The organism is Pseudomonas sp. BIOMIG1BAC (assembly GCF_001705995.2).
In the GTDB taxonomy this organism is placed as follows: Bacteria; Pseudomonadota; Gammaproteobacteria; order Pseudomonadales; family Pseudomonadaceae; genus Aquipseudomonas; species Aquipseudomonas sessilinigenes.
Map to the genome: position 1 here is coordinate 5,567,501 of NZ_CP049045.1, position 12,716 is coordinate 5,580,216.

At 61.0% G+C, this 12,716-nt stretch carries 14 protein-coding genes; 8 read left to right on the forward strand and 6 right to left on the reverse strand.

The features are described from left to right. The first annotated feature begins 98 nt into the window (after positions 1-98). Positions 99-986, forward strand: coding sequence for a threonine/homoserine exporter RhtA (gene rhtA, locus ATY02_RS25660; protein ID WP_068585592.1), 888 nt, complete (start codon positions 99-101; stop codon positions 984-986). Between the two features lie 145 nt (positions 987-1,131). After that, complete coding sequence (locus tag ATY02_RS25665; protein ID WP_068585586.1) at positions 1,132-1,413, forward strand: hypothetical protein; 282 nt, start codon at positions 1,132-1,134, stop codon at positions 1,411-1,413. 24 nt (positions 1,414-1,437) lie between these two features. Here ATY02_RS25665 and ATY02_RS25670 read toward each other — a convergent pair whose 3' ends face one another. Next, on the reverse strand, positions 1,438-1,992 hold the full coding sequence (locus tag ATY02_RS25670; RefSeq protein ID WP_068585583.1) for a TetR/AcrR family transcriptional regulator: 555 nt from the start codon (positions 1,990-1,992) through the stop codon (positions 1,438-1,440). A 91-nt stretch (positions 1,993-2,083) separates the two neighbouring features. Between ATY02_RS25670 and ATY02_RS25675 the strand changes: the two genes are divergently transcribed. Together ATY02_RS25675 and ATY02_RS25680 are read left to right on the forward strand one after the other, a co-directional pair. Continuing rightward, positions 2,084-2,821: an SDR family oxidoreductase gene (locus tag ATY02_RS25675; RefSeq protein ID WP_068585580.1), complete on the forward strand. Its 738-nt coding sequence runs from the start codon at positions 2,084-2,086 to the stop codon at positions 2,819-2,821. Between the two features lie 35 nt (positions 2,822-2,856). Continuing rightward, on the forward strand, positions 2,857-3,453 hold the full coding sequence (locus ATY02_RS25680; protein WP_068585577.1) for a 2-hydroxychromene-2-carboxylate isomerase: 597 nt from the start codon (positions 2,857-2,859) through the stop codon (positions 3,451-3,453). 71 nt (positions 3,454-3,524) lie between these two features. Here the strand turns inward: ATY02_RS25680 and ATY02_RS25685 are convergent, their stop codons facing one another. The 4 genes from ATY02_RS25685 to ATY02_RS25700 form a co-directional block, all read right to left on the reverse strand. After that, positions 3,525-5,333 carry an aminopeptidase P family protein gene (locus ATY02_RS25685; protein WP_068585573.1) on the reverse strand — a complete coding sequence of 603 codons (1,809 nt, stop codon included), beginning with the start codon at positions 5,331-5,333 and terminating at the stop codon, positions 3,525-3,527. Between the two features lie 54 nt (positions 5,334-5,387). Further along, positions 5,388-6,557 carry a cysteine desulfurase family protein gene (locus ATY02_RS25690; RefSeq protein ID WP_068585569.1) on the reverse strand — a complete coding sequence of 390 codons (1,170 nt, stop codon included), beginning with the start codon at positions 6,555-6,557 and terminating at the stop codon, positions 5,388-5,390. 207 nt (positions 6,558-6,764) lie between these two features. Then, a complete protein-coding gene (locus tag ATY02_RS25695; protein WP_068585566.1) occupies positions 6,765-7,379 on the reverse strand; it encodes a LysE family translocator in 615 nt (204 codons plus the stop codon). A gap of 105 nt (positions 7,380-7,484) precedes the next feature. Further along, positions 7,485-7,745, reverse strand: a complete 261-nt coding sequence (locus ATY02_RS25700) for a hypothetical protein (protein ID WP_068585589.1) — start codon at positions 7,743-7,745, stop codon at positions 7,485-7,487. A gap of 397 nt (positions 7,746-8,142) precedes the next feature. Here ATY02_RS25700 and msuE point away from each other — a divergent pair, with 397 nt between their 5' ends. The 4 genes from msuE to ATY02_RS25720 all read left to right on the forward strand — a co-directional run bounded on the left by msuE (position 8,143) and on the right by ATY02_RS25720 (position 12,245). After that, a complete protein-coding gene (gene msuE, locus ATY02_RS25705) occupies positions 8,143-8,706 on the forward strand; it encodes an FMN reductase (RefSeq protein WP_068585563.1) in 564 nt (187 codons plus the stop codon). Positions 8,707-8,715: 9 nt separating this feature from the next. Then, positions 8,716-9,855, forward strand: coding sequence for an FMNH2-dependent alkanesulfonate monooxygenase (gene ssuD, locus ATY02_RS25710; protein ID WP_068585560.1), 1,140 nt, complete (start codon positions 8,716-8,718; stop codon positions 9,853-9,855). Positions 9,856-9,935: 80 nt separating this feature from the next. Next, positions 9,936-11,123, forward strand: a complete 1,188-nt coding sequence (locus tag ATY02_RS25715) for an acyl-CoA dehydrogenase family protein (protein ID WP_068585557.1) — start codon at positions 9,936-9,938, stop codon at positions 11,121-11,123. Between the two features lie 21 nt (positions 11,124-11,144). Beyond that, the gene (locus tag ATY02_RS25720) at positions 11,145-12,245 is read left to right on the forward strand and encodes a sigma-54 interaction domain-containing protein (RefSeq protein WP_068585554.1); all 1,101 of its coding nucleotides are present in this window, start codon (positions 11,145-11,147) and stop codon (positions 12,243-12,245) included. Here the strand turns inward: ATY02_RS25720 and ATY02_RS25725 are convergent, their stop codons facing one another. Continuing rightward, positions 12,246-12,611, reverse strand: a complete 366-nt coding sequence (locus tag ATY02_RS25725) for an antibiotic biosynthesis monooxygenase (protein WP_068585551.1) — start codon at positions 12,609-12,611, stop codon at positions 12,246-12,248. It abuts the gene before it with no gap. Between the last annotated feature and the right edge of the window lie 105 nt (positions 12,612-12,716).

The window sequence follows — 12,716 nt, forward strand, 5'->3', positions numbered from 1 at the left end:
CGCAAAAGACTTTGCGCACTATATTGCTCAATGCCTATTACTTGAGCATCATGCCCCAAGCGCCCTGTTTTCTTTCCAACACTTTGGATGCCCTCTGCATGAATGACCAACCCCGCAGTCTTGCCTCGACCCTGTTTCCGGTTGGCCTGCTACTTATCGCCATGGCTTCGATCCAATCGGGAGCCTCCCTGGCCAAAAGCATGTTCCCCATTGTGGGCGCCCAGGGGACGACAGCGCTTCGACTGGTGTTCGCCAGCATCATCATGCTTCTGCTACTAAAGCCCTGGCGCGCCAAATTCACCGCCAAGACACTACGTTCGGTCCTGGTCTACGGCATGGCCCTGGGCGGAATGAACTTCCTCTTCTATATGTCGTTGAGAAGCGTGCCACTGGGAATCGCCGTCGCCCTGGAGTTCACGGGACCATTGGCTGTTGCCCTCTATGCGTCACGCAGGGCACTCGACTTTGTCTGGATCGCCTTGGCTATCATCGGATTACTCCTGCTGATACCGACTGGAGCCACCGAGACTCCCATCGATCTGGTCGGGGCCGGTTACGCCCTGGGGGCTGGTGTCTGCTGGGCGCTGTATATCCTGTTTGGGCAAAAAGCCGGCGCCGAGCACGGAGTCCAGACCGCAGCGCTGGGTGTACTGATTGCTGCCTTGTTCGTGGCTCCTATCGGTATTGTTCACGCAGGCACTGCCCTGCTCACACCTGCACTGATTCCCGTAGCGCTGGGCGTCGCCATCCTGTCCACCGCCCTCCCCTACAGCTTGGAGATGGTTGCCCTGACACGCATACCAGCCCGAACCTTTGGCACCCTGATGAGTATCGAACCTGCTTTCGGCGCACTCTCTGGCCTATTGTTCCTGCATGAGTACCTATCCCTGGCGCAGTGGACCGCCATTGCCTGCATCATCTTCGCTTCCGTAGGAGCAACCATGACCATGCGCCGTGAGTCCAAACCATTAGTTGCAGCTGATTGAGACGCAAGTCTGGTAATTGGCGCTCAATTAGGCCATGTTTAGTCGGCTACTCAACGTCACCCAGGAAGTTGCCAGACAGGGATATCGCCAACGGTACTGCAGTCACACTCGGGCATCAGATCCGAGGCTAGCGATAAGGACGGGGATGAAACGATTTTTGATACTGTTGACCATACTTGCCATTGCAGGCTGTGCGGCAACCAGCAAGACCGAAGTCAAACGGGGTAAAAAAGGACTCCACATCAATTGCTCGGGCTTGTCCTCCTCATGGGACAAGTGCTACACCAAGGCAGCCGAGTCCTGCGGTCCGAAGGGCTACAAGGTGATCGCCAAATCCGGCGACACGGTTGAAGATCCGGGAGACTACCCTTTCGGCCTCAACCCTGCCGGTTACACCAGCCGCAGCATGATCGTCATCTGCAAATAGGTTGACCTGCCTGTTCTCAAGCAGCTACTGCAGTTGCTTGAGAATCTGTTCGTGGCTGGACGCCAGGATCTGCTGCTGGATATCCGGACTCACGAGCATCCGCGCCACCACCAGCGCACCTACACACTGTGACAGTATCGACCAGGCCAGGCTTTCGCTCCCCAGCGTTTGCGCCCAAGCCTGATGCAAGCGACAGATCAGATTCTCGGACTGTTGCCGCACCTCGACACTGCCCCGGGAAATCTCCGCCCCCAGGGCAGGAATGGCACAACCAGCTGCTGGTTGCTGCAAGTGCGCCATACTCAAGTACTGCTGCAGGCAACGCTGCAACTTCTCCTGATCGTGCTGCCCATGCCCACCCAAGCGCTCCAGGCTCTGCTTCAACTCACGCTCGACAATCGAACCAAATAGCTCGTCCTTGGAAGCGAAATGGCTATAGAACGCCCCACCGCTCAGGCCAATGGCTTTCATCAAGGCATCGACACCCACGGTGGAAAACCCTTCATTCTTGGCCTGGCCTGCGCTGCTTTGCAGCAAACGCTCCCGGGTTTCCTGCTTGTGACCGGCTGAATAGCGCATCCCTGAAAAGCTCCACCAGTGTTCTTGACGATCGAAAAATCATAGCATAACGTTCGTTTACCTAACGATCGTTTACTAAAGAGCGAACCCCATGACTACAACCTTGAACAAGAAAGTCGTACTGGTGGTCGGTGCCGGCGATGCCACAGGAGGTGCCATTGCCAAACGTTTCGCCGCAGAAGGTTTTATCGCCTGCCTCACTCGACGCAACGCGGACAAACTGCAGCCCCTGGTGCAAAGCATCCAGCATGCCGGAGGCCAGGCCCATGGTTTTGCCTGCGACGCCCGCAAGGAAGAGGAAGTGATCGCCTTGATCGAACAGATCGAAACCCAGATCGGCCCGATCGAAGCATTCGTTTTCAATATCGGCGCCAATGTGCCCTGCAGCATCCTTGAAGAAACCGCGCGCAAGTATTTCAAAATCTGGGAAATGGCCTGTTTTTCAGGTTTTCTCAATGCCCGCGAAGTGGCCAAGCGCATGGTCACTCGCAAACGCGGCACCATCCTGTTCACCGGTGCCACGGCAGGTGTTCGTGGCGCTGCGGGCTTTGCCGCCTTCGCCGGAGCCAAGCACGGCATCCGCGCCCTGGCCCAGAGCATGGCCCGGGAACTGGGCCCAATGAACATCCACGTCGCCCATATCATCGTCGACGGTGCCATCGATACCGACTTCATCCGTACCAGCTTTCCCGAGAAATACGCACTCAAGGACCAGGACGGCATCCTCGATCCCGTACACATCGCCGAGAACTACTGGTACCTGCACAATCAACCACGAGATGCCTGGACCTTCGAACTGGACCTGCGCCCCTGGAACGAGCGCTGGTAATCCGCCCCGACAAGAACAATCATCGAGACCGAATCATGAGCAAAACCGTGGAGTTCTTCTTCGACCTGGGCAGTCCGACCGCCTACCTGGCCTACACCCAGTTACCCAGAATCTGTGCCGAGACCGGCAGCCAGCTGACGTACCAACCCATGCTGCTCGGCGGCATATTCAAGACCACCGGCAATGCCTCGCCCATCAGCATTCCTGCCAAGGGCCGCTACATGCTGCATGATCTGGCGCGCTTCGCTCGACGCTATGAGGTCGAGCTTGAATTCAATCCGCATTTCCCCATCAACACCTTGCTGCTGATGCGTGCGGTGACCGGTGTTCAGATGCATCTGCCTGAGCGCTTCGTCGAGTTCATCGACTGCCTGTTCCGCGCACTCTGGGTCGAACAGCGCAACCTCAACGATGCCGTCGTCATCACCCAGGTCCTGGAGCGAGCCGGCTTCGATCCACAGCAGGTCCTCGACCTGAGCAATGACGAAGAGGTCAAGGCCCGGCTCAAGGACAACACCGATCTGGCATTGAAACGAGGGGTGTTCGGTGCCCCCAGCATGTTCGTGGGTGACGAGCTGTTTTTTGGCCAGGACCGCCTGGATTTTGTCCGCGAGGCTCTCGAGCGACATTGAACCCTGCACGCCCGGTCACACACCGGGAGTGCAGCTGGCCATCACCCGCCTTGCACGGGTGATGGTCGATTTCAGATCGCCGCCGTACGAACCTGCAACCACTCCAGCGCCGCCCCTTGCAACAAGGGGCTCAAGCGCTGGCGTACCTGGTCATGATAGGCGTTGAACCAATCACGCTCATCCTGGGTGAGCAGCGCAGGCTCCAGGCAGCGAGTGTCGATCGGGCACAGGGTCAGGGTTTCGAACGTCAGGAACTCACCGAACTCGGTACTCCCCGCCTCGCGGTTCAGCACCAGGTTTTCGATGCGTACCCCCCACTGCCCTGGTCGATATGTCCCAGGCTCGATGGACGTGATCATCCCCGGCTGCATTGCAGTCTGCGGCGCCGGTGCAGCCTGATAGGCGATAACCTGCGGACCTTCATGGACATTGAGGAAATAACCGACCCCGTGCCCAGTGCCGTGTCCGTAATCCACGCCGTCGGCCCAGATTGGCGCACGGGCAATGGCATCCAGCAGTGGCGAGAGGATCCCCTTGGGGAACCGGGCTCGAGACAAGGCGATGACCCCCTTGAGCACACGGGTGCAGTCACGCTTCTGCTCGGTGCTTGGCGTACCGATCGGCACCATACGGGTGATATCGGTAGTGCCCCCCAGGTACTGGCCGCCGGAATCGATCAGCAGCAGGCCATCGCCCTCGATCACCGCGTGCTCCTCGGCAGTGGCGTGATAATGCGGCATCGCACCATTGGCATTGAACGCCGCGATGGTGTTGAAGCTCAACGACACATAACCCGAACGCCGTTCACGGGCTGCCGTCAGGCGTTCGTCGATGGTCAGCTCGGTGATACGTTCATGACCCAGGGCACCGTCCAACCAGGCGAAGAACTCGCACAGCGCCGCACCGTCCTGCTCCATGGCCTGGCGAATATGCTCGGCATCGGCCAGGCTCTTGCGTGACTTGGCCAGGGTCGTGGGGTTGAGCCCTTCGACCAGCCGCACCTGCGGATCGAGGTGCTCCAGCAGCCCCACCGTGACCCGTGCCGGATCGATCTGCAGGCTCACATCACCAGGCACCGTACGCAGCGCCGCCGCCACTTGCGAATAATCACGCAGGCTGACGCCATCGGCTTCAAGCACCGCACGCAGCTGCGCATCGACCTTGTCCAGGGCCACGAACAGGGTGGCCTGCTGTTGGCTGATCAGGGCGAAGGAAACGAATACCGGGTTGAAGGACACATCAGCGCCACGCAAGTTGAACAGCCAGGCGATGTCATCCAGGGTGGCGATGAAATGCCAGTCCGCTCCCCGCTCCTTCAACGCCTCGCGCAGCATGGCGAGTTTTTCCACCCGGCTTTGCGTGGCCTGGGGCGGCAGGTGCTGGTAGACCGGCTGGTCGGGCAAGGCCGGACGATCGCTCCAGGCCTCCTGGAGCAAGTCGATATCAGTACGCAACCTGGCTCCGCGCTCTGCCAGCTTGTCGCCCAGGGTACGGGCCGAGGCCAGCGCCATGACCGCACCATCCACCGCCACCACGCCACCGGCCGGCGTCTGCTGCGCCAACCAATCCAGGGGGCCGGGCTGGCCTGGCTGCAGCTTCACCAACTCGATGCCACTGCCCTTGAGCTCCTTGCTGGCTTGTTCCCAGTACCGGCTATCGGCCCAGACACCCGCGAAATCCGCAGTCACGATCAGGGTGCCGACCGAACCGTGGAAACCCGACAACCATTGGCGCCCTTGCCAATAACCCGGCAGGTACTCCGACAAGTGCGGGTCGGCTGAAGGCACCAGCAAGGCATGGATGCCTTCACGGTTCATCAGTTGGCGAACGTGCGCCAGGCGCTGGGGAACCCCTGCGTTGGTCGAAGGCTGCGTACTCATTGTGTCTCCTTAACCGGCTAATCATTGTTATGGAGGGTCGGAAGCGCCCGACCCTCAGGTATTGGCCCCGACCCAGAATGCCGGAGCGCTGGAGGTTGTCGTCTTGATCAGTTGTACCGCGCGATCCACATCCTGCTCGGTGGTGAACCGCCCCAGGCTCAAGCGGATGGTCCTGCCAGCCTGTCGGGCATCGAGCCCCAGCGCCAACAGCACATGAGAGGGTGCATTGCTTGCCGAATTGCAGGCGGAGGTAGAGGAAAACGCCATGGATGCGCTCAATGCAGCCGCGTCGAACTCACCTTCATCGAAGGTCAGGCTCAGGGTATGGGGAATGCGCGAAGCAGCACTGCCATTCAAGCGCAGGCCAGGGACATCAGCCAATTGCTCCAGCAGTCGCTGGCGCAAGGAGACGATCTTCGCGGCCTCCTCCTCCCAGGCCTGGCCAGCCAACTCAAAGGCCGCACCCATGGCGGCAATCTGGTGGGTGGCCAGTGTCCCGGAGCGCAAACCGCCCTCATGCCCGCCACCATGGATCTGCGCCTGCACGTGCTGGCGGGCGCGAGAGCCGACATACAGCGCGCCGATCCCTTTGGGGCCATAGAGCTTGTGAGCGGAAAACGACATCAGGTCCACCGGCCAATGGGCAAGATCGATGGCGACCTTGCCCGCACCCTGGGCGGCATCCACATGGAGCAGGGCCCCCCGCTCGCGGACCGCTCGGCCAATCGCCGGAATGTCATTGATCGTGCCCAGTTCATTGTTGACCAGCATCAGCGACACCAGGACGGTATCGTCCCCCATGGCCTCACTCACAGCCTGGGGGGTGATCAGTCCATCGGCATCAGGGGCCAGGTAGGTCACCGCTACCCCACTGTCCTCCAGTTGCCGGGCCGTATCGAGCACGGCCTTATGTTCGATCTGACTGGTGATGACATGGCCACCGGCCAGGCCACGCGCCTGCATCACACCCTTGAGCGCCAGGTTATTGGACTCGGTCGCACCCGAGGTCCAGACGATCTGCTCCGGTTGCGCACCGACCAATTGCGCCACCTGCTGCCGGGCGTGCTCGACACTGCGGCGCGCCTGCTGGCCGAAGGCATGGGAGCTGGAAGCCGGATTACCGAAATTGGCGTCGAAGCCCAGACACTGGAGCATCACCTGGATGACTCGCTCATCCACCGGCGTGGTGGCGGCATAGTCGAAATAAAGAGGACGTGCGTTCATGGCTGAAAACCTGCGGGGCTTGTTCCCGGACCGGGTCGACTCGAAAAAGAAGCCTCATCGATGCCTCACTCGCAGAGGACGCATCAACGGCAGTCAGCGAAGCGATACCGACCCGATGCTTAAAGGAAGAGGACTTCATTTAAAAGTGCGTAGGAACGCTCCTAGCAACCAGCTTAACAGGCCAGGACCGCAAAATTGAAGTGGGACTTAACAAAGGCTGTCAACGAGCAGTGGCGCCAGGGACAGCACCAACAGCACCGCCATCCCCAGATTGAACAGGCGTAGCCAGCGCGGATTGCGCAACACATTGCGTAGCAGGCTGCCACAGGCCGCCCAAAGACTGACCGTCGGCGCATTGATCAGGGCGAACACCGCAGCAATCACCAGCACATTGGTGAAGTAGCCTTGCAACGGGGTATAGGTGCTGATAGCGCCCACGGCCATCACCCAGGCCTTGGGATTGACCCACTGGAAAGCCGCTGCGCCCCAATATCCCAAGGGTTGGCCCTGCCCCTGTTGCTCATCGGACATGGGACCTGAACGAGCGATCCGCCATGCCAGGTACAACAGGTAGGCCGCACCGACATAACGCAGCACGCCATATAACAGTGGGTAAGCCTGGAACACCGCGCCCAACCCCAGGCCGACCGCCAGCACCAGCACGAAAAAACCACAGCTGATGCCAAGAATATGCGGGATCGAGCGGCCGAAACCGAAGTTCACCCCTGACGCCAACAGCATGGTGTTGTTGGGCCCGGGAGTAATCGAGGTGACCAGGGCAAACAGGGCGAACGCCAACAGCAGGTCGGGCGAAAGGGACATAAGAGGCAGGTTTCCTGGACAAGATCGATCAGGATTCGACCCTAACCTGCGACTGCGGCGAAACCTACGGACAGTTGGCCAGAACTTCGACCCGTACAGTTGCTGTCAACTGGCGGGCTGATGACGACTGAGATTGCGCTGGGCACTCATTTCACCCTGGGTATCGAAAGCTGCGGAATGACCTGCCAACTCGGCCTTTTTCTGCTGGTACTCATCGAATGACAAGCCCCGTCGGTTCAGGGCCTCCAGCGCCAGCTCACGAGTTTCCTCGACGGTGTAAGGGCGCAATTCGGGAGCTTGCGGGCTGGCACAACCGGCCAGAACACTGGAAACCAATAACAGCAGGGCAACGGGAAAAGCCTTCATGGCGAACACCTGGAGCAGCTTGCGAACGATGGACACAGGCTACTCGCGGGCCCGACGACGCAAAAATCATCCCGCTCGATAGTCGCTATCGACTGTTTCGCGACCAGGGCAAGCCACTCTTCAATATTCCTTTAAGACCTATAAATATGGAAACAAGATCTTTTAAGGAATAACAACAACCCTCTATAACAACAGTATCCCGCTGCCAACTGTTGCCAGGGCAACTGTTGCGCTGGCAACAGTCGATCAACAAAACAGTGCTGGCCCAACAACAGGCAAAGCCGCTTTCAGGGCGTAAACCCCGTGATACCGGGCTTGCAGGCGTTGGTACAGCTCTTGCTCCAGAGCCTGGCATCACTCATCGCTCATCGAGCCACTGTTTACCAAGGAGCTGTCCATGTCCCGTCCCTTGAATGTCGTCGCGCTCTCCGGTGGAACCTGGCGTCCATCGCGGACCCTGGTCCTGACCCAGGCCTTGCTGGCCGAGCTCTCAGCCCAACTGCCCATCGACAGTCACCTGATCGAACTGGGCGACATTGCCCGGCCAGTCGGTGCGGCCTTGTCCCGCCAGGAACTGCCGGGCGAGGTCGAGGCGCAACTGCAGGCCATCGAGAACGCCGACCTGCTGATCGTCGCCGCACCGGTGTATCGCGGGTCCTATCCGGGCCTGCTCAAACACCTGTTCGACCTGATCGACCTCAACGCCCTGGTGGACACGCCGGTATTGCTGGCCGCTACGGGTGGTAGCGAGCGGCATGCCCTGGTCCTGGACCACCAGTTGCGCCCACTGTTCAGCTTCTTCCAGGCCCTGACCTTACCGATTGGCGTATACGCCACCGAGGCTGATTTCAGTGACTACCGAATCACCAGTGAGCTGCTGCAGGCGCGCATCCGCCTCGCCGCCGAACGAGCTGCACCGCTGTTTACCGCCCACTCGGACAAACTGTTGAAAATCGCCTGAGGAACAATCATGGATGTGTTCTGGTTTCTCCCGACCCACGGCGATGGTCATTTCCTGGGCACCACCCAGGGGGCTCGTCCGGTCACCCTCAATTACCTCAAGCAGGTGGCCCAGGCCGCAGACACCCTGGGCTATCACGGCGTGCTGATTCCCGCCGGGCGCTCCTGTGAAGACTCCTGGGTCATTGCCTCGGCCCTGGTGCCATTGACCGAGCGCCTGCGTTATCTGGTAGCGATCCGCCCCGGAATCATCTCCCCAACAGTATCGGCACGCATGGCCGCGACCCTTGATCGCCTGTCCAACGGTCGCCTGCTGATCAACGTGGTGACCGGCGGCGATCCCGACGAGAACCGTGGCGATGGTAGCTTCCTCAGCCACAGCGAACGCTATGAAGTCACCGACGAATTCCTGCACATCTGGCGTCGGGTCCTGCAAGGCGAGGCCGTGGATTTCCAGGGCAAGCACCTGCAGGTAGAAAATGCCAAGGCCCTCTATCCCCCGGTGCAAAAACCCTACCCACCGTTGTATTTCGGCGGTTCTTCCGAGGCGGCCCATGAACTGGCCGCCGATCAGGTGGATGTCTACCTGACCTGGGGCGAGCCGCCGGCCGCAGTGGCACAGAAGCTCGCCGACGTGCGTGAGCGCGCAGCCCGCAAGGGCCGTCGGGTGAAGTTCGGGATCCGCCTGCACGTCATCGTGCGCGAAACCGAGGAACAGGCCTGGAAGGATGCCGACCGCCTGATCGAGCACATCAGTGATGAAACCATCGCCGCGGCCCAACAATCTTTCTCGCGCTTCGACTCCGAAGGCCAGCGGCGCATGGCCGCCTTGCATGGCGGGCGCCGTGACCGATTGCAGGTCGCACCCAACCTCTGGGCCGGGGTTGGCCTGGTACGCGGTGGTGCCGGCACGGCCCTGGTGGGCAACCCACAACAGGTGGCCGAACGCATCAAGGAATACGCAGACCTGGGAATCGACAGTTTCATCTTCTCCGGCTACCCGCACCTGGAGGAGGCCTATCGCTTCGCCGAACTGGTATTCCCGCTGCTGCCGGAACCCTACGCCAGCCTGGCCGGTCGCGGTGTCACCAACCTGACCGGGCCGTTCGGCGAAATGATCGCCAATGACGTACTGCCCAACCACGCCTGAGACCTGCCGCCTGCCGTCGTCACGGCAGGCCTGCACCGCCCCTTCCCCGGCCACAAACGGCCCAGAACGAGGAACATCGCGTGACTGCCACACCGCAAAGCGCCCTGTTGTCCCCCCAGCAAACCGCCCGCCAGCTGGCCGCCGAGTTTGCCCTGACCGCCGTCGAACGTGATGAGCGCGGCGGCACCCCCAAGGCCGAGCGTGATGCCCTGCGCCACAGCGGCCTGCTGGCCCTGAGCATTCCCCGCCAGTTCGGTGGGCTCGGTGCCTCCTGGAGCGAAACCCTGGGAGTCGTCCGCGAATTCGCCAGGGTCGACAGTTCCATCGCCCATGTCTTCGGTTTCCACCACCTGATGCTGGCTACCGTGCGCCTGTTCGCCCGGCCCGAGCAGTGGCAACCCTGGTTCGAACAGACGGCACGCAAGAACTGGTTCTGGGGCAATGCCCTGAATCCGCTGGATACCCGCACGGTGGTCAGGAACCTGGGGGGCTGGCGCGAGTTCTCCGGCAAAAAAAGCTTCTGCTCCGGGGCCAGCGATTCGGAAATGCTCATCGCCTCGGCGGTGGACGAAAGCAACGGCGGCAAGTTGCTCATCGCCGCCATTCCCAGCGGCCGCAGCGGCATCACCCTGCACAACGACTGGAACAACATCGGCCAGCGCCAGACCGATAGCGGCAGCGCCACCTTCGAGCGGGTCAGGGTCGAGGAGTCGGAGTTGCTGCTGGACCCGGGCCCTCTGAGCACACCATTCGCCTGCCTGCGTCCACTGATCGCCCAGCTGACCTTCACCCATATGTTCCTTGGGATCGCCGAGGGCGCATTCGCCGAAGCCCGGCAATACACCCTCGGCGAAACCCGGGTCTGGCATCGCTCCAGCGCCCGGGACGTACGCCAGGACCCTTACATCCTCAGCCACTACGGCGAGTTCTGGGTGGCCCTGGAAGGCATACGCCTACTGGTGGAACGCGCCGCGACCCTGCTCGACCAGGCCTGGGCCAAGGGCGCCAAGCTCAGCGCCGAAGAGCGTGGGCACCTGGCCACGGCGATTGCCACCGCCAAGGTCGCCGCCAGCCGCCAGGGCCTGGAGCTGTGCAGCCGATTGTTCGAAGTCACCGGGGCACGCTCGACCCACGCCTCCCTGGGCCTGGACCGACACTGGCGCAACCTGCGCACCCAGACCTTGCACGACCCGCTGGACTACAAACTCCACGAACTGGGGGACTGGGCGCTGAACCAGGCGCTGCCGACCCCGACCTTCTATTCCTAGCCTTGCCTGCGGAGAATGCCCATGCAGCTACTGACCCTGCCCCTCTCGCCCGCCCTGGCGACTTCGATCCGTGCTACCGCCCAGGTATTCGAAGACCCGAAATCCCAGGCCCTGCTGGCACACCTGCAACAGGTGGCGCCGAGTGAGGCCAGCGTGCTGATCATTGGTGAGACCGGGACCGGCAAGGAACTGGTGGCACGGCATATCCACAACCTCAGCGCCCGCCGCCATCGTCCCTTCGTAGCGGTGAACTGCGGGGCCTTCTCGGAATCCCTGGTGGAGGCCGAGTTGTTCGGCCATGAAAAAGGTGCCTTCACCGGGGCCCTCAGTGCCAAGGCCGGCTGGTTCGAGGAGGCCGATGGCGGCACCCTGTTCCTGGATGAAATCGGGGACCTGCCCATGGCTATCCAGGTCAAGCTGCTACGGGTCCTGCAGGAACGTGAAGTGGTGCGCCTGGGCTCGCGCAAGAGCATCCCGATCGACGTCCGGGTCTTGGCTGCCACCAACGTACAACTGGAAAAGGCCATCAACGCCGGAAATTTCCGTGAAGACCTGTACTACCGCCTGGATGTGGTCAATCTGGAGTTGAGCCCGCTGCGCGAGCGCCCTGGCGATATCCTGCCGCTGACCCGGCATTTCATCGAGGCCTACAGCCAGCGCCTGGGCTACGGCAGCATCAGCATCAGCCCGGAGGCCGAACACAAGCTCAAGCACTACAGCTGGCCAGGCAATATCCGCGAGCTGGAAAACGTCATTCACCACACCCTGCTGATCTGCCGCGACGGCATCATCGCCCAGGGTGACCTGCGCCTGTCGAACATGCGTATCGAGCGCGCCGACGACAGCTACCCTGGGCTTGACGATTCGGCCGAGGGCTTGCTGGAACGAGCCTTCCAAAAACTCTTCGCGGAACAGGCCGGTGCCCTGCATGAAAAGGTCGAGGATGCCCTCTTGCGTGCCGCCTATCGTTTCAGCCACTACAACCAGGTGCATACCGCCAACCTGCTGGGCCTGAGCCGCAATGTCACCCGCACTCGGCTGATCAAGATCGGAGAGCTGGCAGTGAACAAGCGTCGCCCGATAGATGCCCCCAGCGAACGCACCCTGCAGCTGTCGATCTAGCTAACCGGCCAGGCGACAGTGCAAGGCGTTGTCATGGCTGCGGGCAATGCTGCTGCGTACCTGGAACGAGCCGAAGGTCACGGTCCTGGCCCGATAAGCGAGAATCAACTGCCAGAAATCCTGCTCCCCACTCTCGAATCCCTGGAAAGCCGCCTCGCCAGCTTCCCGGGTTTGCCATTGCAGGTAATTGAGCACACGCCGGCCATCGTCGCTGACCTGCACGCTGGCACTGAGGAAACCACCATGATCCTGGGCCAGGCGCTCACTCTGCTCGACCAGGGCCAATACCAGGGGTTCCTGTTGATGAGGCTCGATCTCGAACTCGATCAACTGGGTGAAGCTGTGGTTTTTTTCAAAGACGCTCATGGGTCATTCCCTACTGCGTAAGAGGATCTTGCGGCTGGATGTGCGGCAGGGTAAAACCTCTAGTTAAGTAAAGGTCAAGCCTGTTTTTCACTTTCGGTACCCTCC